This window comes from Arachidicoccus terrestris, assembly GCF_020042345.1.
GTDB classification, from domain to species: Bacteria; Bacteroidota; Bacteroidia; order Chitinophagales; family Chitinophagaceae; genus Arachidicoccus; species Arachidicoccus terrestris.
Genome location: NZ_CP083387.1, coordinates 2547127 through 2572009, shown reverse-complemented (window position 1 = coordinate 2572009; position 24883 = coordinate 2547127). Strand labels below are relative to the sequence as shown.

The window sequence follows — 24883 nt, the reverse complement described above, 5'->3', positions numbered from 1 at the left end:
TGGCTAAGGCTTTCTATAATAAGGCTGTACAGGAAAAACATAGAATTTCCGGTCTTTATCAAAATCTACCATCCACTGATCAATAATTACATGATCATCCAGGGCAGTGATCTTTAAGGTGTGCCGGCCGGCCGACAACTTGCATAGTATATTACTCACCGCCTGACCCCTCAATACATTTTGTTTCCATTTATCCGTGCGGCCCTTTTCCCTGAAAGAAACTACCTGGGGTGCAGTATTATCTATTTGCACACTGTAGCGTATATCTCCTCTGTCATTAGGTTGAGTCGGGATGACTGCTGTCCGTAAAAGTGCTTCACCGTCCCGGGCACAATTAAATACATAGCTTAACGATTCTCCTTTGGGCAGCGGGACGGCCTGCATGCTGTGCCCTAACATAGGCTCTTCATGCACATGAAAAGATGCTTTATCAAAACGGGCTGCATTACGGGCAATATAAGAAGCATCATTTTTTATGGTGTCGTAACCGGGTTGTTTGCCTCCATTTATTTCATCAGTTGTATACTGGCGGATCTCTCGCTGCGTTAATCCCATCGGTAGTACCGGCGGATCAAAAACTGGTAATTCTCTGGGATTGAAACACATGTCATGTTTCCACTTTCCGGCCGCAAGTTCATTATTGTAATACTGTGTAAGCCTGCGGATGTCAAAATAGGCCTTCATGCTTCTTGCGCAGGCTGTCATTAACTGCGCTTTTGCCCTGGCCCGGTTATAGGCACTGTAATCTCCTTTGGCAAGCGACCTGGCACGCTGCGCCTCCAGACATTTTATCGCCATATCCGCCGCCCCAAATACAGGATACTTTATTGCGGCAAAAAAAGCTTCTTTTTTATTCTCCGGCAGCATTTTTCCCACTTTATCCACTATCTTTTTAAGTCTGGCATAGTCTGACAGATACCGGTCTGCCTCGTCACCAAACTGCGTAAAGCTAAAATCAGTGGATTTTACCGGCGAAATACCTCTGGCATAGGCTCTTTTGTCCAATTCTACCTGTTCCCAACCCATAAACTCGGGTTTACGGATAGCCGTCAACCGGTAAAATTCCCGCATAACGGGAAAAAGCTGCGCACCTGCGCCGGGACCATAATCTCTTTTAAGACAATTTTCCAGGTGCTGCTCCACACTATTATGGCTGGTCGTTAAGTTGATGTCCCAGGCCATATCTAAAAATAGTTCCAGATCATAACAGGCCACCTTTGGATCATGCACATTAACAATCCATAGTCTTTTGACATTATGCTTGTAGGCATTTTTCATTTCATGATATATCAGACCGGGCTGTGTGGTGGTCAGCCACAAATAATCATGAGGCCTTCCCCAATAACTGAGATGATAGTAAATACCGGCCCCACCACTACGCTGCTGCTGCATTTTATCGCTTAGCCGCTTAATATAGCCATAGTTATCATCGCACCAGGTCAGCATTACATCATCCGGCACATGTAGCCCGTTTTCATAAATATCCAGCACTTCTTTATAAGGCACAAACTGTTGTGGGATCGCTTTAAGGTCGGGGTTGACATATTTTTTAAGTAATGCCCGTTGGTCGTTAATCACTTCCTGCAATGCCTTTGTTTTTTCGCTGAGCGTATGTACACCCTCCATGGGACCGTCATGTTTGCCCCGCATTCCAATGGTATAAATGTTTTCGGAATGCGCTACCCTTTTCAACCGGTCTGTCCAATAAGATAAGACGGAATCCTTATTAGAAATATAGTTATAATGTCCACGTTTGCCTTCGTCCCATTCTCCGTTAGCATTGCACATAAGGGGCTCACAATGGGAAGTACCGATCACGATGCCACAGCTGTCTGCTGCCGCTTTCGCGCCCGGTGTCCAGTAAAAAGGCGTTGTATTCCCATGCATAGCTGGCCAGAGCGTATTGGCGCGAAGGCGAAGCAACAGCTGGAACACGCGCCTGTAAGTCTGGGCTGAGACTAAACCGACCTTGCTCTGCGGATCAAATTTCAGCCAGCTCCAGGGCTGAAGGCTCCAGTCTTCATCATTAATAAAAATTCCTCTGAATTCTACCGACGGGCTCTGAAAAGTTTCAAATTGTTCTGGCAGGGTTAACGCTGTTTTTTTGTCAGGAGTGACATCACCCCACCATACCCAGGGAGAAACTCCTGCCAATCTGGACAGTTCCAGGATACCATAGGCCAAGCCGCGCGCATCGCTTCCCGTGACCAAAAGCTGATTACCCTTTATCTTAATATAAAAAGCATCCTTTTTACCAGTCAGTCGTGCTACCGGGACTCCCAGGTCAGATAAATGAATGGAATCAGCGCTATCATACTGAATAAAACGAATCGTGGCCTTATCGTCCTGCTTACCACCGGTGGCTTGCCTGGGCAGTTTACCTGTCACTTTCTGCAGATCGGCTTTCCACATTGCGATAGCGGTTCTTACAACTGGTGCCGCATTTTTCGGCAGCGTATATACGATGGGGTGATTGCTGTCAAACCAGGTAAAATCATTAGCCCATAATGAATGCCTGAGGGCGATGAACGCCAGAAAGAATAAAACTGTTTTTTTCATGCTCTGTTTTTCACTTTTTGTGCAATGGTTTATTGTTACGGCCGCCAGACGGATCAAAACTAAAAAGAGGTCTTTGGCTGTAACGCCCGCAGGCTCTCGCCTGTATAGCGGGCAGATTGGAAACACCTTATGCATTCTCTGCCAATCACGCAGGGCAGGTGTTCGTTAAGTATAATAAAATTATACTTAACGAACAGCATTATTAAAGGCACTTTCCCTGCCTCAGTTGCCTGCCGCTACCGCTTACCATGTGTAGGGCCGTTCCAGTTGTCGGACCGGAATGGTGAGGCTGGAACGCCTGAATCATTGGTAAGATTCGGATCATTTGGATTATTATTAAACGCATAGCGCACCGCTACCGGTTTTTTCACATCCCTGCTCCATATCCTGACTTCATGTTTATTTACTATTTTCGCCTTGGCCCAATACCATTTATGGTCAGCCCCCGCTAATGCAAATGATGCCGGCGCCTTTCCATCAGTGGTTATTAATCCGCTTCCACAAATATCAAAATAGGCAGTCATTGCACCTTTTGACGCAGTGGCCTTGACAAATCTGGGACCGCCTGGCAACATATCAAGTCGATAAACCCTTGCCAGTGCCCATCTCAGCATTCTCTGGCCGACAATCTCTTTATTATGCGGGTGGATATTGTGCGCCTCCCCTGCATCTATTAAAACGATCAAGCCTGTTTTCTCAACGCTACCGGCGGTCTTTCTCTGCGCATCCCTCAGAAAACTCCAGGCGCCATCTACCGGAACATCTTTTTTATCCCGGTAATTGGGAAGCTGTACAATGCCAAACGGAAACGACAGTTTCCACCTATCTCGCCAAGCTTTGATCATCGCAGGCAAGAGAATTCCATATTGTTCTGCGCGCCCCTCATTGCTTTCTCCCTGATACCAGAGGCAGCCCTTGATCTGAAAGGGGATCAGAGGTTCTATCATGCAATCATAAATGGAAGCAGTAGGTCGGTAGTCTCTCAATGCTTCAGGTTGATGTGGTGCCTCTTTCGTCCGTCTTCCTGCCCCTTTCTCTTTTTCAGCATATATCTTCCAGTCCTTTAGCTGCCTTTCATAGCTGGCCTGCACCCCGGCACGCTGACTGGCCCAAAGCGTATCACGATCAATGCAGGGCTGCAGGTCGGGCACGGCTAAATAGGCCTCGGGTGTCCAGGCCTCCGCCTGGGAGCCCCCAAAGGACGCGTTGATAATCCCTACAGGCACTTTCAGTTTATTTTGCAGGGCCAATCCAAAGTAATAAGCCGCAGCAGAGAACGCTTTCACCGATGATGGCGTACACGGCTCCCAAATACCCAGCGGGCCTCTTGAGTGACCAAAAGCGTTTTCCCTGTTGACATTAAAGAAATGCAACATGGGATAGTTCGCAGACGCAACCACAGAATCCCCCTTAACTGTTCTGGATAAAACAAGCTGCATATTAGACTGACCAGCACACAGCCACACTTCTCCTATCACGATGTCTTTTAAATGGATTGTATTGATGCCTCTAATAACCATTGTCCGGCCGCTGTCTGTGGCCTCCATAGGATCCAGAAAGACTTTCCATTTGCCAGACATGTCTGCCTTCGTCTCACGGGTTTGGCCACCAAAGGAAACAACAACTGCCTCACCGGGCAGCGCCGTTCCCCAAATAGGAACACTGGCCTGCTGCTGCAAGACCATACCGCTTGAAAGAATATCCGGAATCTTCACAAAAGCTTCCGACTGCAGGGTAGCAGATAAAAATAGTAACAGTATAACAAGACGATTTTTCATTTACAATAATTTTACATGTATACATTCAGATCACTTAAAGGTTATAAATACCGGAATCCGCAAAAAGTGAAACGTTATACCCTTATCTGGCTTTTTCATAAAACTCAATTTCCATAATACCCAGGGAGCCTTTCTTATCAGCGCCTGCCGACTCAATACCATCTCCCAGTTTCTTACCGTTAACTTCACCTTCGATATGGTCTTCTGTTTGCGTCGAACCGACGAGACTTATTTTAACCGTTTTACCTTTGGTTGGCTTAAACTCAATCGTATTATAGCCCAGGTCCCTTTGAGTCTTTCCCCTGAAAACTTCAATATCGTCAATCTTGACAGATATGGGATACACCTTCGTCCTGAATCCGTTTAGTTTCATATCAATACTGCTAAGCATAGCCTCTCTTTCCAGGTTGAAAGCGATCCAAGCTGTATTAAGATGACCGTCGTTAGACCAACCTGTTTTATCATGGTCATCATAGCAGGCACTCACCTTGTCTTGATTAGCGCCCGCCGTTGCAGAAAGTACGTCAACAGCAATTCTGCTTACCTTATAGGAAGCGGATTTGGGAGTAGCACCTCTGTTCAGTCTTCCGGTGAGCCCCGCAGACGGAAGTAACTTAGACAGCCCATTTATAACCTCTATTTTATCTGATTCGAAGGACAGGCTATCTGGTTGCAGCCCTTTAGAATTTGCCTGAACCGTAATTTTGCCAGCTGTTGAAGTGGAACGAATAAACACACGATTGACGCCGCCTTCCACAGGAAGCGTTTTAGCGCCTATATAATTACCCGGCCCGACCGCAATGCCACCCTTCCATTCACAGGGTCCCGCTACGTTGAATTCAATCATATTAAGTGCTGTCGGACAGCGATGACCATTTTTGTCAACCACTTCAACCTCAACCAGCTGCAGGTCATGCCCGTCCGCGATGAACTTTGTAGGCCTTTCAATCAGACTAAGTTTGATGGCCGCCGGCTCACCAACCGTATTTAAATGATCACTACAGATCTGCTTTCCCGCTTCATCATAGCCCTTGGCTTCCAATGAGCCGGGTTGCCACTTTACATTTTTAAACTGAAATAAGAATTCATTACTTCTATGACCAAAACCAAGTGATTTTCCATTCAGGAACAGCTCCACCTTTGGGGAAGTGGATACTGCATACATGTCTTTTGTAATTCCCTCCTTATAATTCCAGTGGCCGATAATGTGCAGATCGTGTTTTTCAATATCCACCCATCCATCCCACATAACCTGATTGGCATAATAATTCTGTTTTTTTATCCGCATGGCATCCACCTCACCGCTGGTCCTGTAATTCTCCTGGCCTCGGTGATGTGTATTCGAATCCGCAAACACGATATTGACGCCCCCGGAACTGACACGCCTGCCGGTGCCTGGCCGGCATTTCCAGTATTCGTACCAGCGCACCACATTTTCCATGGCATGTGACTGCATATTATGATTATATGCGGGCGCCTTTTCACCTCTATAAAGTGGCCCGTCTCCGTCTTTATGGAAAGGAGGCGTATAATTATCCCAATACTTCCTCAGGCCTTCGTCTCTGGAAAACTCCATTTCCCAAAGTGGCTTAGTGGCACTCTTGTCAACATACAGCATTTCTCCTCCATATTCCGCCACCCGGCTGCCCAGCATTTCCCGTGATCCGATGGCCCTACCGCCATAGGGGTCATATTGATCCCGGATATCTTTCATCTCCTGCATCCGGCTGTCCGCAATACCGTGATTGCCGCACTCATAAAATATGATACTGGGGTTATTTCTATTATAAATAATAGCGTCACGCATCACTTCTTTACGCTGTCCCCAGCGGCGGTCGTGGACATCTCCTTCCGAATCACCAGCCGGCATGGCCTGCATCAGCCCAACGCGGTCACAACTTTCCACGTCCTGTTTCCACGGGGTCACATGCATCCAGCGGACCAGATTGGCATTCCCTTCTACCATCAGGCCATTACTATAGTCACTTAGCCAGGCAGGCACAGACAAACCAATCGAAGGCCACTCATTGGTAGTCCGCTGGGCGTATCCATGGATATTGATTACCCGGTCATTTAGATAAATCATGCCGTTTCTAAACGCTGTTTTTCTGAACCCCGTCCGGGTGACGGTCTTGTCTATCACCTCCGTTCCTGACTTAATTTCAGTAATTACGTCATATAGATAGCCATATCCCCAACTCCAGAAATGAAGCTGCTGTGCCAATCCGGATGTCTTCAATGTCATTGTCGCGCCATTTTCAAGAATAATTTCGGCACTTTCAAAGCGGGCGATGACCTTTCCATCAGGATCAGCAACCGTTGCCTGTAAATAAACTTTCTTTGAGACCGGACTATCATTTTTTATCTCGCTTTCGGCATGGATTACGGCTGTTGCTCCCTGAATATCGATATCTGTCGCATATACATATACACCCGTGGTCCCGAGAGCGGAATAAAGGGGTAATGTCTGGTATATCTCAGGTTTGACATGGATATAGACGTTTTTATTCAGTCCGCCATAATTGGCATAAAAATTCCGGTCATTCCATTGATACCTGGAACCCGTCGCCTGCTCTTTATAGTCCCAGCTATTATCTGTTCTAACCGCCAGAACATTTTCCTTATCGCCAAAGTATACATCATTGCTCAGATCAAAACCAAAAGCCATTATCCCGTTTTCACTTCTGCCGATCAATTTCCCATTCAAATAGAAAAAACCGGCCTGACGAAGCCCTTCAGATTCCAGGAATATCTTCTTTCCCCTGAATGACTCGGGCAATTTAAAATGTTTTCTGTACCAAGCAACCCCGGTCGACAGCTTAGCAATGTCATTTTTAAAAGCATCGTTTTCATTCCAGGCATAAGGTAACGTATGATGGTCCCATCCGCTATCGTCAAACATTGGTGCACCGGCGGTTTCAGGATCTCCCACAAATACCCGCCAGTCAGCATTAAAGTTCAACTTCACGGACCCTTCTATATTTTTATCCGCCAGGAAGCCCTCAAATGACTGCTCTTTTTGTGCGCGAAACAAAGATTTCGAGAAAGCCCTGGGAGCCAAAACGACAGGAGCCAGTCCTCCAAATAATTTAATTACATCTCTCCTTGAAATATCCATATCATTGATTTTTACTTATTCACAGATTTAATTAAACTGTTTTAACGTTCTCTGTTCATTATTTTGTAATCGTCCTATACACAGCGGATTTTAATCCCTCAGCGTCAGCTTTCAGCGTCACCGTTCCTGCGATCTGCGCAGACCGGAGAATGGCCATGGCAAATCCGTTATGCAGCTTTTTTTTGTTGCCATCAAAAAGCCCATCGCTATACTGATCCCCGTTGTCGACAGCCCGAATAGTCGCTGCTCCGTTAACTGTAAAAGTTACGGTTTCCGGATTTACCGTGTAGACCCTTCTTCCCTTTTTATCCACTGCATATACTTTTACATAATTAAGATCCATACCACCGGCTTTCCAGGCATTGTTTTCCGCGACCAGCTTCAAAGCAACGGCTTTGCCGGTCGACTCTATTTCCTGACGAGCCACTTCTTTGCCTCCGGTTCTGGCAATTGCAACGATCTTGCCCGCTTTATAGGGAATATTCTCCCAAAGAATGATGTTTTTCTTGTTACCCGGCGCATCATTTTTCTTAATACCAACGGAATGCCCGTTGACCAGCAGTTCTACCTCCTCTGCATTCGTATAGGTGTTGATATTATAAGATTTCCCCTTTGTCCAGTTCCACTGGGAAACGGCGTTGTTCCTGCCAACCATTATATCATTCCACACCATAGAATCGGCCTTTGTGCCCTGCACGGCAATGCGGACTAAAGGCTTGTCAGTAAAGATACTTTTGATCAGGTAAGCTTCGGGATAAGGGTTCAGCGCATGGTCAAAATACGAATAATCCCAGCCTTTCTTTGGCCATTTGTTTGACTCTCCCCAATAGGAGATCGCACCCCAATAAGCCAGCCCGATCATTTTATCGCGGTTCATGCCAAAAAATGGAGCGGTTAACTCGTTGGTCGATGCTTCACTTTGAAAGATATTCATGCCTGGGGCATGTTTCAAATAATCCTGATAATTTGCCCATCTATAGTTAAAGCTGGAGACTTCTGTGACCGTCGCGAGTTCCGGCGGCACAATTTTGGTGTTAAAGCTGGGATCCGACTTGCCGACACCCCCTGCCCGTGCCGGAAACATAGCCACCGTGGTGGGCCTGGTAGAATCATAACGTTTGGCCAGTACATTCATGATCCGATAGGTCGTGACACCCCAGTCACCCGTCGGAAATCCTGCCAGGTCTTCCCGCATCTGAAGTTCATTACCAAAAGACCACAAGATGACGGAGGGGTGATTCCGGTCTCTTTTCAGCCATTCAATCTCATTTTTATACCAGGTGGATGTCCACGGTTTTTCTCCCAGCAGATAGGAATGATTACTCCATTTATCATACAATTCATCAACGATCAGTATGCCTTTTTTATCCGCCAGCTTTAAAAAGGATGGTGAATAGGGGTTATGTGAGGTTCTGATGGCATTAAAGCCAAAAGCCTTCAATGTATCCATTTCACGGGCAATCGCTGTTTCGTAGGCTGCAACGCCGAGTGCGCCCAGGTCATCATGATTAGCAATTCCTTTAAGAAATACTTTCTTACCATTGAGTTTGAACCCAAATTCCTTTGAGAACTCGATGGTCCGGATGCCAAATTCCTGCGTTACCTGATCCACTTTCCGGCCATTTAGAATCAACGAGACCTTTGCATTGTACAAATTCGGTGTCTCTATGGACCAAAGCTTCGGCGCTGGTACCGACAACAGCGGCAGGTCTACCTCGACCGTTCTGAGTTTATTGCGTTTAGGCGCATCTGCCGTATTGCTCGCCACTTCCTTTCCGTCTGGACCCAAGATCCGGGTTTCAATTTTCAGGTCATAGCTTTTATTGGTAATGCCGTCTATTCCCACACGTATTTTTACAGTGGCTTTATCTGGGCCTATTACCGGTGTGGTAACGTATATGCCGTGCCGGGCTATGGCAACCGTATCTTTTATGATTAAGTGGACGTCTCTGAACAGACCGCCGCCGGTATACCATCTGGAGCCCCCTCTTTTTCCAGTGGAGCAACGAACGGCAACCACATTCGGCCGATCATAATGAAGCAGTTTCGTAATATCTGCACCAAAGCCAAGATAACCGTAGTCAGTGGCGCCGACTTCATGCCCGTTTACCCAGGCCTTGCCTAAAGCCATCATGCCTTCGAAATCCAAAATGACACGACGTGATTTCCAGGCAGGTTCTGCCTGAAACGTTTTCCGGTACCAACCCACCCCCATCTTCTTAAATCCTCTGGCGCCGCCAGCGGTCTTATCCCAAGGCTGGTTGATCTGAAAATCATGTGGAATATCCAATGTTTCCCAGCTCTGATCGCTAAAGCCGGGCTTTTCAGCACCTTCAATATCTCCGTAATGGAATTTCCACCCGAAATTAAACAGTTTTGTAATCCTGGGGGCTGTGCCGGTCTGGGCGCGGGCCGTCATCAACATACCCGCCAACCCCAAATACAGTAGAAAAATTTTACGTCCCATAATTTAAAGCTTACTATTTATGTTCTTTTCAGTTTAATCTGCCTGGTATCTCAGCATGAAAATCGATCAGACCTCCCCGATATCCGTTAATTTTTACAAAACAGTGAGCGCAATAAGACACGGCGTCACGCGCATCTTCTAATCCCCGGTTGGTTTTAATGTTGCACTAAACGCTCTTTGTCCCTTAACAGTATTATCCCGCGAGGCGAGCGAAGCCCCTTCTGGAATAGAAACCTTCTGCTTATTCCCGGCGTCTCCACCTTAATTATTCCAGCACTCGAGTTCACCATGTCCATAATACCCCGCACCATTCCCGTTATGCGGTAAATACTGAACTGTAAACCGGATCAATCACCGCAAATTTTGAGGCTTCATTAGCTGGCGATTGTGTCCGCGAAGTCCCAGAAACAGTGATGGTCGCTATCAAAATAAAATTTAATTTAATTGCTGATTTCACGGTTAACCAATTACAGTTTCAATTAATTCTTTTTGCGCCGGATTTTTACAGGTTGGATAGCCTCTCCCACACCGACGGCACGGCCTTAAAGCGAATTTTCTAACGCCAGTGTCTAGTTAGTAGATAAATCAACTTTTCCAAACAAATATATGTTATCTTACTAGCGCGACTATCCTGCTCCATCCTGCTTAATGCGTTCTCTGGACAGCACCTGTCGTGATCTGAGTTACCATCCGGTAGAAGTGCTACGTTACAGTATCAAAATCAACTCGCCAACGTAGACTTAGGTTCTGAATGATACTGATCCATCACAATTTATTGCCGACCCTGTCGTCTTCAGTGCATAAAGCGGTGGCGGGGAAACACTGTACCTGCTGCCCCCACATACTTTCAACCGAAACTACTGCTCAATGAATATCGTAAGGATGAGCTATGCCACCGACTGCTCAATCTTTCTTCTTTTTTAACACTTTGATATTTGGCTGAGTTGGCATATTCATCCCTTCTCCCAAATAATAATCGGTATATGGTGGCTGGTTATATCCTACATTCTGCCAGACAATACTTAATCTGTACTGTGGATCCTGCATCAATGTATAGATGCGGTAATCAGTCTGAATGGTTGTTGAGAATATCCGTAATTCCTGATTATCCCCGGTCCTGTAAATGACTTCCTCTCTCCAGTCTCCCAGAATATCCGCAGAAACTGTCGGGTTTGCCTTTGTGCCATTATCCGAGACGCAACCGTATCTGGCGCCGTCAAATATGCTGGTTTGTCTGGAGTTTTTCCAGTCCCATTTATCAATACGGGTTCCATCCAAAAGTTCGCTCAATAAGTCACCGTCCCACCATATTCTGAAATTATTGCTCCGGGGTGCCCGGTCTGCAATTTTATTGCCTTTAACATCTTTGAGCCCGCCAGTGCCGCCCCACATTTCATAACCCGGATACCGAGGATCAATGTCGGCCGACATGCCGCGGCCTACATCGTGGTTCAAATTATCTCCCCAAAGAAACTGTCCGGTTCTCCCATTATACATAGCGGCGCCGTATCCTTTAGTGCCGTTCTCTATCTCATGAACGCCCCACACAAGCTCATCCTGATTAGCCGGATCAAAATGGCTCACATGAACAGCGTCACCGTGACGAAGCCCCGTCGTATATAGCCCCTTGCCATTATCATCCACGCACATGCTGCCATAGACGATCTCGTCCTTTCCATCACGGTCAACATCTGCTACCGTCAGGTTGTGATTCCCCTGACCGGAATAAGGATTGGCACCGTCTTTGGAATCGAACACCCACCGGGATTTCAGCTTCTTTCCGTCAAAGTCCCACGCGGCCAAAACCGTCCTTCCATAATAACCGCGACACATGATGACACTGGGATGTTTGCCGTCCAAATAGGCAACGCAGGCCAAAAACCGATCAACACGGTTCCCGTAATTGTCATTGCCTCCGTTTCCCCCTTTTCCGCCCCAGGCACCGATGTCACCTCGCGGAGGCAAATAATCGACCGTGTTGATCGCAGCCCCTGTCCGGCCACTGAAAACCGTGAGATATTCCGGCCCGGTTACAATCCGGCCAACCCTTCCCGTTTTTTGCCGGTAGTCCCTGGTGGAATCGCCTATTACTTTACCCACACCGTCGACTGTTCCATCGGCCGTCTTCATCACAATTTCCGCGCTTCCGTCTCCATCCAGATCATACACCATAAACTGCGTATAATGCGCACCTTCCCGAATATTTTTTCCCAGGTTAATTTGCCACAAAAACGTTCCATCAAGTTTGTATGCCTGAAAAATAGGTGGATCCGTCATGCCGTCGTGGGAATTATCCTGGCCTTTTCCACTTTGATGCAAGATGATCTCATATTGCCCGTCACCGTCCAGATCGCCCACTGATGCATCATTGGGCCGATAGCCCTGAGGTGTATGGAGCGGAATCGACAAATAAACAGGGCTATGTGGCTGTAATGTATAACGTCCGTCAGTTTCCCGCTCTTTTCCGCCCTCGACGCTCTTTACATAATATGTATTGACGGCATTGGTATCTGCTGTAACGTCTTCAAAATTTGTCCCTTTCAGTAATGGAGATTTATTGAGTTTAGTTTCCTGCCCATTCGTACTTCTGTACAGATTAAACCCGATATCCTGAGGTTCATCTGCCATAAGCCGCCAGCTAACAAATACCTTCCCATTGCCTTCATTAACTGCATAAATACCTCTGTTTAAGTACTCCATTTGTCGTTGAGCCCGGACAGTTGTTAATACTGCCAATCCCAATGCTGCCAATAAGTATATCTTCTTCATAAATAAATCTTTTTCAATCTTAGTTAATTACCGTAAGGCTTAATGGACGAAAACATCGGTGTAAAGGGAAAATCCCAGTGATCCCGGTCATCAGGATGGTTCAAATCAAAAACCGGTAAATCCTTTTTCAGATATTCCTTTAATATTAAATCAGACTTCCTGATACCTTCTACCATACATTTGGCTAACTCATAGGCCCCGAAGTCGCAGAAATGTGTATTATCCGCCAGTTCCCTGTTTTGACCAACAAAGGTTCCCGCAGGATACTGTACAAATAAAGTCCTGGACTTTTCATCACCGAAGGCTTCATATAATGTTTTGGTCATCTTATTCAGGTCAATCAAGGTAACATGTTCCTTTTTCGCTTCCATACGCATCGCATCGGGAAAATCTCCCAGTGTATTGATGACATGACCCGACTTATCAAAGTTCCGGCGATGGGTGGAAGTGACGAATACCGGTATGGCTCCATGGTTTCTGGCAGTGTCCGCAAAAGTGCGCAAATATTGATTATATGTTGTATAAGCTGTCTCTCCCGAGCCCTTCTTCTGATCATTATGCGCAAACTCAATAAATACATAATCCCCTCTGTGCAGCATCGAAGCGACTTTCTCAAGCCTTCTTCTTCCCAGAGAAGACCTGAGCGTCTCTCCAGAGGCCGCCATATTGGATATGACCACCCGTTCACTGCCGAAAAATGCCGGAATCATTTGCCCCCAACAGGCCCAGGGTTCAAGTGACTGATTTGTTACTGTTGAGTTTCCCATCAAAAATACCTGAATAGGGCTTTTAACCGGTTCAATAGTAATCGCATCAATACTGGGATTGGTGTTACTAAATTCCAAAGTCAGTTTGTTGTCCCAGTCGAGTTTATCCACTTCTCTGGGTTTTAGTTTTACCATCCTGCCTGGGTGGATAACACTATCGTAAACAGCCACATTAAAACGGACCGTTTTAAATTCTCCGGGTTTTGTCTCTATGCGTTCTGCCAATAGCCTCCTTGACTCGGCTTTAATGGTCGTCGTCGTTGCCTTTATAGCGTCCCCTAAAGTGACTGTTACCTGATAATTTCCCTGTGGTAATTTTGTTGAGAAAAATACAGATCCGATGCCTGTGCAAAAATCGCTGGTTAACGGATCTTCCTTACCATTGACACTTCCCCTGTTAATGGCAATAGGATTGGACCTATAGTCGAATCCAAACCCTGTACTATCAGCATAGACATCCGTAGCTTTCACCTGGGTGTAGCCGTTTGCGACCTGCCCCGTACCGAAGTCAAACTGACGGATTTCCTGAGCTTTAGTGTTTCCCAGAGTTATCACCCCTATAGCAAATAATGCAAAAACTATTCTCTTATGAAGTAACATAAATAGCCTGTTTTATTTTAAATATTGATTAATCGGTTCCAATTCCAGTCTTTTCATAGCGGCAACCACCAGCTCACACACTTTCAGCGCACCGGCCTCTCTCAAATGGGTATTATCTGAATGCCCGTCAGGAAATGCACTATACAGACCAGGGCCAAAATTCATATAAAGGTCTTTAGACCTGTCAGGACCTAATTGAACGACAACTGCTCCTAATAAACTATCTGCATCAATAAATGGCACCCCGGATTCAAGCGCTGCCATCCTTGCACGCAAGGGATAGGAAGCATGGCCGTCATAATATTTACCCTGTTTGTCAAAAGAGCGCATCGCAATCGGGCTCAATATAACGGCATGCGCTCCTTTTTGCTTTACATCGCGCGCCATTTTGATCAGATTGTTCTCATATTGCTCAGGCGTACAGAATCTTTCAGGCTTTCTTTTATCATGGTCATTATGGCCAAATTCTATAAACACCCAGTCATCTTTGCGAACACCGGCTACCAGTTTATCCCAAAGCCCTTCAGCCAAATAGCTTTTCGTACTCCGGCCTCCTCTGGCAAGGTCATTAACCGCAACATCACTATTAAAAAAACGTGCAAATACCTGTCCCCAACCTCTTTGTGGTGTCTTGTCGGGATTATAAGCCTGCATGGTGGAATCTCCTGCCATAAAAATACGCAGTCCGGGCCGGTCCGGTTTTACAAAGGCGATCATAAAAAGGCTGACAAAGGCCATACATATCTTTCTCATCAATGGTTTAATATTTATGTTGCGGTAATATGATAATTGCCCTACAATCCTCCAAATAGAGAATAAATAGAGCAATCTATGAATCAAAATCACCACCGTGAAAAAAATTAAAACAATTCATCGCTGATATCTGATGTGCAACAGGTTATAATATGAATAAATTCATTGCTGTATTCCACTCAATATCAGTTTTACAAGCGTAATCCAGCTATATCAACATTTCAAGAATTGATCTTCCATTTTATAAAGGTTAAATATACAACTAAAACTAGTCCCAGTTAAAGGGCAGGAACCAATTTTTAGGATTCGCCAGTCTTCCGCTCACGGAAGCTGCCAGATCCGGCCGCCCGCCCGCTTTAAACTTAGCGGAGATTTTCTCCTGCAAAAAAGCAACCCCACTTCCAGGCTTATGCTTTTCCCTCCTCATAGCGACACGCAGAAGATCCGGCCAACGATTCCCCTCAAATGCGAGCTCCATTGCCGAATAACCTAATAAATCATCCATCATGTCATTTTTCAGGCTATCCTCACTTGCGGCCGTCAGAAATTGCCTTGGAAGCACTGTTGTATCATAATATTTAGCAGAATCAATTATTTCAGAAGGAACTGATACCCTTTGGTTAATACCGGTATTCCTGTACCAATGTCCCCGGTAGTATGGGTAATCTCCTTGTCTGGCGTCGAAATCATAAGGAGCACCAAAACTCTGTTCCCAATCAGTTACATCATCTGAACCGCTTAATTCCAAAGGATTAAAGGCCGTTCTGATTCCTTTGTTCATTAATCCGTATGCCAGCGTTGTTCTGCCATCCATTATGGCACATTCGCTATAATGAAAATGCAGTGTCGCAGCACGATACAATATCCATTTGTCCGACTTCTCAAAAGGACTCAAAGGATCAAAATTAGAACTGAACTTATTAACAACAGGTTGGCCGGCCACTAATTTATAAGATGCACCTTCTCCCCGGAAATCGCCCGGTGTGCTGTCGGTTCTTATTTGATGATCCCATCGATCCACGATAAGCTGAGAAGGTTTCAATAAATACCCATTGGGTTGATTATAGAAGAGCTGAATAAACGGATTTCCGGGGGCAAAATTATCGTCGAACGGCAAATCCCACATAATCTCATAATTAGAATATCTTTCTCCGTAGGGCTGAGCAAAGATATTTTTCCAATTGTCATTTTCAATATTACCGGTATACGCTATTTTATAGGTCTCATAGAACTGTTCGCTGTTCATACTCGGATACAGATAATCAGCATAGTTCATCATAAAATGATAATGCCTGGCGGCTTCTGTGTAATCTCCTTTCCACAAATATAGGTCACCCAGAAAGCAGTCAATAGGCACGAAAAACTTTTCAGTAGAATACCCGTCAATGCTGGTAACTAAAGAAGCCCCAGCAGGAAATGGATGTTTATAGGGAAGACTCTCTGTAAAATTTGCCAATGTATCCAACAACGCGGGGAACTCGATTCTCGGATAATTCGCCTGATTTTTTACTGCATTTACATCTGCTAATGGATCGGTTACGTAAGGAATCTTTCCATATTGAATCCCCAATTGAAAATATATCCAGGACCGTATCGCCCCAACTGCTGAATATCTCAAATCAAAGTCAGCCTGCGTCAGCCTGTTAGTCTTCAACATCAGCTTAAAATTATAAAGGGCGTCATTGCAATTCATAATAACTTTATAAAACGGCCGCGGGTCAGCATAAGGATTATCCTGAGAAGACGTTTCCTGATTTAACTGTTTAAGGTATTTGTCCGATCTGTCCGTCACATCCATCAGGTCTCCCCGTAGCTCGTTGAGAATAATATACTGTTTGGAAAGCCCTATTAATTGCCCATAAATACCAAATATAGCGGCATCTGCGTCATTTACATCTCGATAGACCTCGGAATAATCCAAAGCATTATCCGGTAGTTTATCAAATGTCTTATTACAGGAATACAAGGCTCCTGAAAAAGCCAGTAGCACCAGGCACCGCCCCACCCATTTAATAATAGAAGTACTCATCTCCGTATAATTTTATTTAGTTTTAAAAGCCGCTCTTTAATTAAATACGGCTTTATGCATATAGTTTCTAGAATCCCAGGCGTACTCCCAGCTGCACTGTTTTATAAACTGGAGCATAGCCTAAATCTATACCTTGACCGTATATACTATTGGTCGGACTAAACTCAGGATCATATCCCAGATATTTGGTCCAGGTAAATAAATTATTCCCCGTCGCATAGACGTTTACATATTTTAGGATCGTGGTATTGACCGGAATATTATAAGATAGGGTAATAGTCCTTAACCTGATATATGACCCGTCTTCAATCCATCTGTCAGAAAACCTTGCATTCCCGGCAGGATCACCCCAAACGGCTCTTGGCTGAGAGGTTAGCTGACCTTCGTAACGCCATCTATTATTCATTGCCTGTGACTGATTCTCAAAGCCAGACATGGATTCCATCTGCATTCTGGTGAAATTATAAATATCATTTCCCTGGCTAAAGGTGAATAAGGCATCCAGCGCCCAGTTTTTCCAGGCTAAACTGTTGGAAATCCCCCCATACCACTTTGGATTGGGGTTTCCAATAACGCCTCTGTCATTGTCATCGATAATATGGTTGCCATCTCTATCACTAAACATGACATCACCACCCTTAAAGTCTGTCAATACCCCCGCATTATTCTCATACTGCAACCCCGATGCTGCCGCTGCAGCATCGGAGCTAAAAACACCATTTGTATAATAGCCATAAAATAAATTAGCTGCCTGTCCCGCCTCTGTTACATAGGTAGCTCCCGCGTAGTCAGTAAATACTTTTCCATTGGGAAACTTATAGACTTTATTGGTATATCGCGCTACATTCAGGCCCAGGTCCCATTTGAGTTTACGGTTTATTATACGTGCATCTAAAGTCAGCTCAATACCATTATTCCCAACCGTGCTGTTATTGGCCACGATATTTTCAATACCGACGACTTCGTCAGTTGGCGCAATTGTAATAACATTGTAACTCTTATTATGAAAATAATCAAGGGTAAAAGCCAGTCTTTCATTAAATAGTGACCCGTCCAATCCGAAATTCATCTTATCGGTAGTCTCCCACTCTAATGCAGGATTGCCGATATTGCCCCTGACCAATCCCTGACTGCCAACCAGATTCTGGGAGATATAGTATCTCCTGGCCGTGTAATTACCTATATCATCATTGCCTACCCTGCTAAAGGACGCACGTAATTTTAAATTATCTACAAAATCTACGTTAGCAAAAATATCTTCGGAACTAATGAGCCAACCTAATGCAATAGACGGATTTATGGCAAACTTCACGTCACCTAAAGCAAGGCCGTCCGGTGCCTGTTTGCCGAATCTCGATGAACCATCGGCGGAAAGATTCAAATCAACAGAATATTTATCACGAATGGTATATCCCGTATGAAGGTAGCTATTCATCCAATTCCATTTTCCGTTAGAGCCCCCTACAGTCCGCAGCGTAGGATTACCCATGCCCACACTCACAAACTCGTCAGTCGCCGAGTTATAACCATGCCCGTATTCGTTTTCATATTTGTTGCTCATGAAACGATATCCCAGGTCTATCTGTAGCTTATGAAAACTATTGAATACCTTATTATAACTAACTGCCGTATTATTATAGAAAGAGAAAAAACGGGCCTCATTACTGGCGGATCTATTAAAAGCAACATCGGTCAGCATAGTATCAGCGACAACACCTAATTGCGGCAGAAAGAAATCCTCCTGCATTTTATCAAAAGTTAATCCGAAAACTGTTTTAATATTAATCGTTTTATTTAGTGCATAATTAAACTTGACAGCACCGGTAAATCGGTAGCTCTTGTTCTTTCCCTGCATATTATCACTGATGGCCACAGGGTTGGCGATCCTGAATGTATCATAGTCAGATAAATTGGGGGAAGTGTTACCCTCGTAATCCCTGACATGAACAGATAAAAACGGCGCTTTAATCAAGCTCAGTGACAAAGGGCTCAGTACACCGGTCCCCCCTTGCTCAATCAGATTCTGTTGCGTTGAAATCAGCCCAAGGTTTACTGAAGCTTTGAGCTTCTTTGACAGGTTAAGGTCCCCATTAAACCGCATTTGGTATCTATTCAGATCCGCATTTTTAAGCGTACCTTTATTGGTCATGTAGCCCAGTGATAATGCATATTTGGCAATATTATCCCCGCCCGTTACTTTAAGATAATAATTATTATTGAAGCTATTGTCTAAAACCTCCTTTTGCCAGTCTGTATTATTGTGATAATTATAATAATTTGGATGGCTGGGCCCGCTATAGTCATTCATATATTCCAGATTAGCAATATCATCTGACGAAAGACCTTTAGACTTCAACAATTCTGACAATAAGATTCTGTAATCTCCCGCATTCATAACAGGCAGCGTTGAGGGCTTAAAATTATAACCTCCATATGCGGCAAAATCAATTCTGGTGGAAAGCTCCTTACTCCTTGCTGTCGTAATCAATATGACCCCGTTTGCCCCCTTCGTACCATAGGTCGAGTTTCCGCTTTTCAGGACGGTAATACACTCAATATCCTTCAGATCAATATCAGAAAGTGGATTATATATATTTCCCAACACCAGAGAGTGGCCGTATTCAGTATTATCATAAACGACGCCATCGACGACAATCAGCGGCTGATTCGTTGCCCTTAACGAATTAATCCCGTTTAATGTCATATTGGAGCCTATACCAGGAGTGCCGGAGTGTCTCGTAACATTGAGTCCGGCTATCCGGCCCTGAAGATAAGAACCGGGTGTTTCTGTAACGTTCTGGCTCCATTTATCATCCGTATTAATTGATTGCAGAGAATAAGGAACAAAGTTTTTTGGTTTGACCCCAAAAAGAAGCCCAGCCTGTTCATATTGAGAATTAAATCCTTCTTCATACATTTGGACCGACACATGTTGCCGGCCTTTCAATGCGACCTGTTTATCGGCAAAACCATCGCCGGATAAATATAACACGGCATCCGGATCAGGCACTTTGATCGTGAAGGAACCATCATTGGTCGAGATGGCAGCTGCAAATCCGGGTACGCTCACCGAAATTCCGCCAAGCTTTTCCCCGGTTGAAGACAATTGAATAATACCGCTTACCGAAAGCGAATCCACCTGGGTTGAATTTGACACGCTATCCTTAGGGACAACGGGCTGACCAATTGCCTGAGTTACTAATAAAGCAGTCACCAGAATAGAAACAGGTAAATATCTAAAAATCTTATTTGTTCTATACATAGTATTAATTTAAAACAGGTACCAGTTTAATATAATCGCACACAATTGTATTCTTTCCACTGGAAGTCACATTATTCCCTATCAGGAACAAATCTTCCAGACCATGCTTAGGCACAGTAAAATCGCCGATATATACATCATTATAATTCAATAACTCGACCGTGGTATAAGGCAGTGTCTGATCATAAGCTATATTTTTAGGATCTGCAAAAGTGGTATCAATATGATGATTCAGTGCCAGCATCATCGGGAAGGTACCTGTCTGGAAATCGTTGACCGCCCTCCAGTAAACCTTATACGTTCCTGCAGCAAGACTGACGGGATATCTGAACCAATAAGAAGCAATCCCTTGCTTTTCCATGAACAAATCGCTAAAAATAGAATCATTCGCCGGATTACGTCTTTTTCTGATTGTGTAGCTTTTTTCAGGGTCCAGCCTGTCAAAAAAACGCTCTCCCTGTATTACAACCGGCTTGATCTTAGTAGCTAAATCATAATCGAGATGGTTCACCACATACACCATCCCATTACTTACTTTGACGGCTTTCACAATTGAACTGGATGCCAAACGAATGGCAACACTGTCTTTTGAATAGACGACGGGGGGAATGGCGCCCGGGTCTATAACGCCATCAACTGTCAGGTCCTTAATCACATTCCACTGCTTCAGACTATCGGACACCTCCACTGTCGAATCAATAAAAAATGACTGTAGTTTTTGCTCTTCTGCCTGGTAGGCCTGATCTGTCAGAATAATATAAGTCAACAAAGAGTCTTCACTGTTTATATTAACGCTGCGTGTATAAGTATTAAGATTGGTATTGATTAAATTCGCTTTTATAAGGGAGTCTTTCAGTATGCTGTCTACATTCGGGCTATAGTACAATGTCTTCATAAATTGATACTGCAGGCCGGCAGCATAGTTTGCGCTAAAATACTGGAAGGCATTCGGCTGTGGCATAAATGCCGTTGGCATTGTATACAAAACACCGTTTTTTGCGGTAATATCCTTTTTGCCAACCGCATTCCCATTAAGCGTTTCTCCTGTAAACAAAACCCTTTTACCGCTATAGGTTCTGATCCTTAACGCAGAATCTCTGGCATCTTTCGAATAGAACGCCTGATTGGCAATACAGTTTCCTATAAACAGTTTCAGGCTGGCGGTGTCATTCAAATAGGCGGGATCTAAAGCCTGAATGGCCTTATTGTCTGGAGCCCACACTGTAAACGTTTTGGAGGAACTCACTACCTTATCGTAACCCGTCTTTTTCAGATAGGAAGCAAAAAGACTCAGGTCACTGTCTGCATTGATCCTATCCAGCAGGGATTCTGTTCCTGCATTATCTTTTACCAGATCCCTGTTATCCCACTGATCTTTCCGGCACGAAAACAATACAAGTATCGCCAACAGGCAGGATAGCATTATTTTTGAAAATTTCATTTACTAAATATTTAGATTTCCTGAATTATTAAATTATACGAGGCAGGCATAAATGCCCAAAGTGCTTAATGTAAATAACCAGACTTATCTGATTTCGTTACTCATCTGCACTATAATGCGCCACTCCGTCCTGATCGAATCTTGGCCAGGTCTGCTCCATATCAGATGGTATGAACTGAATCATATCCAGCCAGAAATCATTATCTCCGCCCGACAGGGGAGTAAACCTGATTTTATGCTTCCCTGTTGTCTTAATGTTTACAGTACCTACTAGATACCCAGGGACAGTAGTACTGGTTGTATTGGTATAATGTTTCCAGCCTTGCGCCTCCAATACTGCATCGGTTCCGGACGGAAGATAGCTTGTCTTGTTGAACGTTCTCTGCATAATCGTACTGTCAACAGATACCTGGACAATCATGTTTCTGCCGGCTCTTCTCCAGCATATCCATACCTTATAGGAGCCTGCAACCAACATCGGCGTTTCCAGTTCAACCCACGCGGATCTATTATTTCCCATCGGTAATTTCAGATAATCATAATTCACCACCGGGCTAGAGCCCCCAACGCCTCCTACATAGGAAATTGACGGACCTTTTTTGTCAGACGTCGTTATAAACGAAGGCAATTGATCCCATGGATAATCATATGATTGCTTTTGATAATAAGCAGGAAGATTCATGATTTCAGGATAGGTACAGACATCCCAATACAAAGGGAATGGATCCCGTTTCTTTATCAATAAAAGACTGGTTGCATTATGGACAACTCCATTGGTCGCTGAAACATCACTCCCGTTCCTGGCCAACTCAATACCGGGCTCATGAACCCCGTTAAACTCATCGTCGTTCAACAAAATTGAATCATGAACATATTTTACGGTTATCGCCTGTAATGGCGCCCAGGTCGAATAAGAAGTTACAGATATAATATCAGCCAGGTAATTGGCTCTGTCAACAATATGGTAATCCATAAATAAATGCAGGCTATCGAATGGATCTTTTGGATCACCGGTATTAGAGAAGCGGGCTTTCAACTCATCAAATGAATGAATATTATTCGCCTCAAAAACAGCGTCTGACTGCGCAAACAGCGTTAGCCATGCCTTGGTAGTATCCTTATTATCAACGGCAGGAATATTTAATGAATCGTAAAGCCCGGTAGCCTTTAAGGCTTGCGTAAAAATGGAATACCTGGAATCTGCGGCAACAATACCCGCAACGCTTCTCGTCGCCGGCTCCAACACATGATCAATTACATGAATAACGCCGTTTCCTTGTCTCAAATTACTCTCAATTATGTTGGCCTGACGGTTAATTCTGTAACTGGTGCTGCCGCCAGAATTGCTGGCCCCGGTGACCAGATACTGTCCATACATAGTAAGATAAGGCAACTTACCATCTGTAAAAGAGATGGTATAGACCGTATCTGCAAGCAAATGAAACTTTAAAAAATCCTTCAGGCTGTCCACATTCAGCTGTCCTACCGAACTTTTGTTTCTTGCCTTAAGGTAAGACTGCACCGCTGAATTGGTAGGCAAAAACAACGTGTAGTGTCCATAGGCGCTTAAAAATCCATCATACCCAGTCTGATCCAGCATTTCTCTGAATAAGGAGAAGGAATCCAGGTGCTGGTCAATATATCCGGTTATATTTACCTCGTCTGTAGTAGCATATACAATGGGTACCTTCTTGCAACTCATCCAAATGCTGCCGGTCAACAACAATGCCGTCATGGCAAGGAATATCCATTTTACTGATACTTTTTTCATTTCTGATAATTTTAATTCTTTGACACTTTATGTAACAAAACGGGTTTGAATTGACGCCTATTTATAAAAGGGGTTTTGAACCAGTTTTTTGTCCGCCTGCAATTCATTCGAATTAATGGGCAAATAGTGACTATTTACATCCTTATACTTATTCAGAATCGTCTGGATAAGGTTTTTAGGTGCGTTTATTGTAGCAGCCTGCGACAGTTCCGACAAATTCTTGTAATTATCCCGTTTGGCATATCTCAGCAAATCATACCACCTTTTCCCCTCAAAAGCCAGCTCTCTGGCTCTTTCATCCAGTACATATTTGGCCATATCTTCAGCAGATCCTGACTCATCCACTTCTATAGTCGCATCTAGTGCCTGCCCTCTGGTTCTTACCATTTTAATCAGATCTAAAGCTTCCTGCCCCCGGTTTAGATAGCAGAGCGCCTCAGCCTTCATTAATAATATGTCTGCATACCGGTAAACTATCCAATGAGCATAGGATTCGTCCGGTGTTCTTACTGTATATTCCTCTCCAGCCGCCAAAGCCGCATATTTTAAAATCATACCGTTTGTCGGCACATAAGAACCATTTTCACCACGTATATCCGATTTAATACCTAATGGGTCTCTTCCGTAAAATGCATCGGTTAAATAATCCGTTGAGGCTACATATTGGTTTGAAGAGGTAATAAACATGCTGTAAAACGGATTCAGGGCCTGCGCATCGAACTGAAGTTCGAAAATGGACTCCATAGAATTGCCGTCGGCATATAACTGGTTAAACCAGTCTGTTTGTGTAGTTCCGGGCACCAAAAGGTATTTCTGCGTATTAATAATTGAATCACAGGCAATAACGCAACTATCATATTTATCTTCCCACAAATAAGCATCTGCCTCCATGGCAAATACCCCATATTTGGTGATTCTCCCCCGATCCTTATCCATGCTGCCATAAGTGGGCGCCGCATATTTTTCGGCCAATTTAAAATCGGAAATAATCTGGTTATATACTTCCTCTTTTGAACTCTTTGCCAATTGCTGAACTTCCTCATCTGTGGATACAGCGGTTAACTGTAGTGGGACTTCTCCAAAAGTTCTTAATAAATAAAAATACATCAGACCCCTGATTGCATATGCCTGTGCCAGATACACATTCTGTGCGGAATCTGTTAGAGTCGGATCCCTGTTAATGACATCTGGCCCATACTGCAATACCGTATTACAATTATTAATGGTCTCATATACCGGCGACCAATCAGTAAATGAATTACTGGGAAGAATATTGTCTTCCATTATTTTTATGGCATCATCGGGTGTATGAAGGGTAGAGGTCACCATATCGGCCCTAATCTCCCCCCATACAAACAGCTCCTCAACAAGAGCAGGATTCAATAGACTCTCATAACAGCCGGTCACCGCAGCAGCAAATTGCTCCTTGGACTTCCAGTAATCATCGCGAATAAGCCCGTCTTGTGGCTTAACCGTAAGCCATTTGTTACAGGAAGTACTGAGTACCGCAATAACTGAGATAAAGAATAAATATTTAAGATACTTTTTCATGCTTCAATATTTTGATTG

At 44.3% G+C, this 24883-nt stretch carries 12 protein-coding genes; all 12 read right to left on the bottom strand.

What is annotated here, in order from left to right:
* Positions 1-3 precede the first annotated feature (3 nt).
* The 12 genes from K9M52_RS09990 to K9M52_RS09935 all read right to left on the bottom strand — a co-directional run bounded on the left by K9M52_RS09990 (position 4) and on the right by K9M52_RS09935 (position 24865).
* Complete coding sequence (locus tag K9M52_RS09990; protein ID WP_224068282.1) at positions 4-2559, bottom strand: glycosyl hydrolase 115 family protein; 2556 nt, start codon at positions 2557-2559, stop codon at positions 4-6.
* A 236-nt stretch (positions 2560-2795) separates the two neighbouring features.
* Entirely contained in the window at positions 2796-4337 is a 1542-nt protein-coding gene (locus tag K9M52_RS09985; RefSeq protein WP_224068281.1) for a sialate O-acetylesterase, read from the bottom strand.
* 82 nt (positions 4338-4419) lie between these two features.
* Positions 4420-7455, bottom strand: a complete 3036-nt coding sequence (locus tag K9M52_RS09980) for a glycoside hydrolase family 2 protein (RefSeq protein ID WP_224068280.1) — start codon at positions 7453-7455, stop codon at positions 4420-4422.
* A gap of 58 nt (positions 7456-7513) precedes the next feature.
* Complete coding sequence (locus tag K9M52_RS09975; protein ID WP_224068279.1) at positions 7514-9922, bottom strand: glycoside hydrolase family 2 TIM barrel-domain containing protein; 2409 nt, start codon at positions 9920-9922, stop codon at positions 7514-7516.
* Between the two features lie 903 nt (positions 9923-10825).
* A complete protein-coding gene (locus tag K9M52_RS09970; protein ID WP_224068278.1) occupies positions 10826-12691 on the bottom strand; it encodes a rhamnogalacturonan lyase in 1866 nt (621 codons plus the stop codon).
* 23 nt (positions 12692-12714) lie between these two features.
* Complete coding sequence (locus K9M52_RS09965; RefSeq protein ID WP_224068277.1) at positions 12715-14058, bottom strand: rhamnogalacturonan acetylesterase; 1344 nt, start codon at positions 14056-14058, stop codon at positions 12715-12717.
* A gap of 12 nt (positions 14059-14070) precedes the next feature.
* The gene (locus K9M52_RS09960) at positions 14071-14811 is read right to left on the bottom strand and encodes a rhamnogalacturonan acetylesterase (RefSeq protein WP_224068276.1); all 741 of its coding nucleotides are present in this window, start codon (positions 14809-14811) and stop codon (positions 14071-14073) included.
* Positions 14812-15079: 268 nt separating this feature from the next.
* Entirely contained in the window at positions 15080-16840 is a 1761-nt protein-coding gene (locus tag K9M52_RS09955) for a RagB/SusD family nutrient uptake outer membrane protein (RefSeq protein WP_224068275.1), read from the bottom strand.
* Between the two features lie 67 nt (positions 16841-16907).
* Positions 16908-20102, bottom strand: a complete 3195-nt coding sequence (locus K9M52_RS09950; protein WP_224068274.1) for a SusC/RagA family TonB-linked outer membrane protein — start codon at positions 20100-20102, stop codon at positions 16908-16910.
* Between the two features lie 4 nt (positions 20103-20106).
* On the bottom strand, positions 20107-21543 hold the full coding sequence (locus K9M52_RS09945) for a fasciclin domain-containing protein (RefSeq protein WP_224068273.1): 1437 nt from the start codon (positions 21541-21543) through the stop codon (positions 20107-20109).
* 97 nt (positions 21544-21640) lie between these two features.
* A complete protein-coding gene (locus K9M52_RS09940; RefSeq protein WP_224068272.1) occupies positions 21641-23314 on the bottom strand; it encodes a fasciclin domain-containing protein in 1674 nt (557 codons plus the stop codon).
* 57 nt (positions 23315-23371) lie between these two features.
* Positions 23372-24865 (bottom strand): RagB/SusD family nutrient uptake outer membrane protein, encoded by a 1494-nt coding sequence (locus tag K9M52_RS09935; RefSeq protein WP_224068271.1) that lies wholly within the window; start codon positions 24863-24865, stop codon positions 23372-23374.
* Positions 24866-24883: the final 18 nt, after the last annotated feature.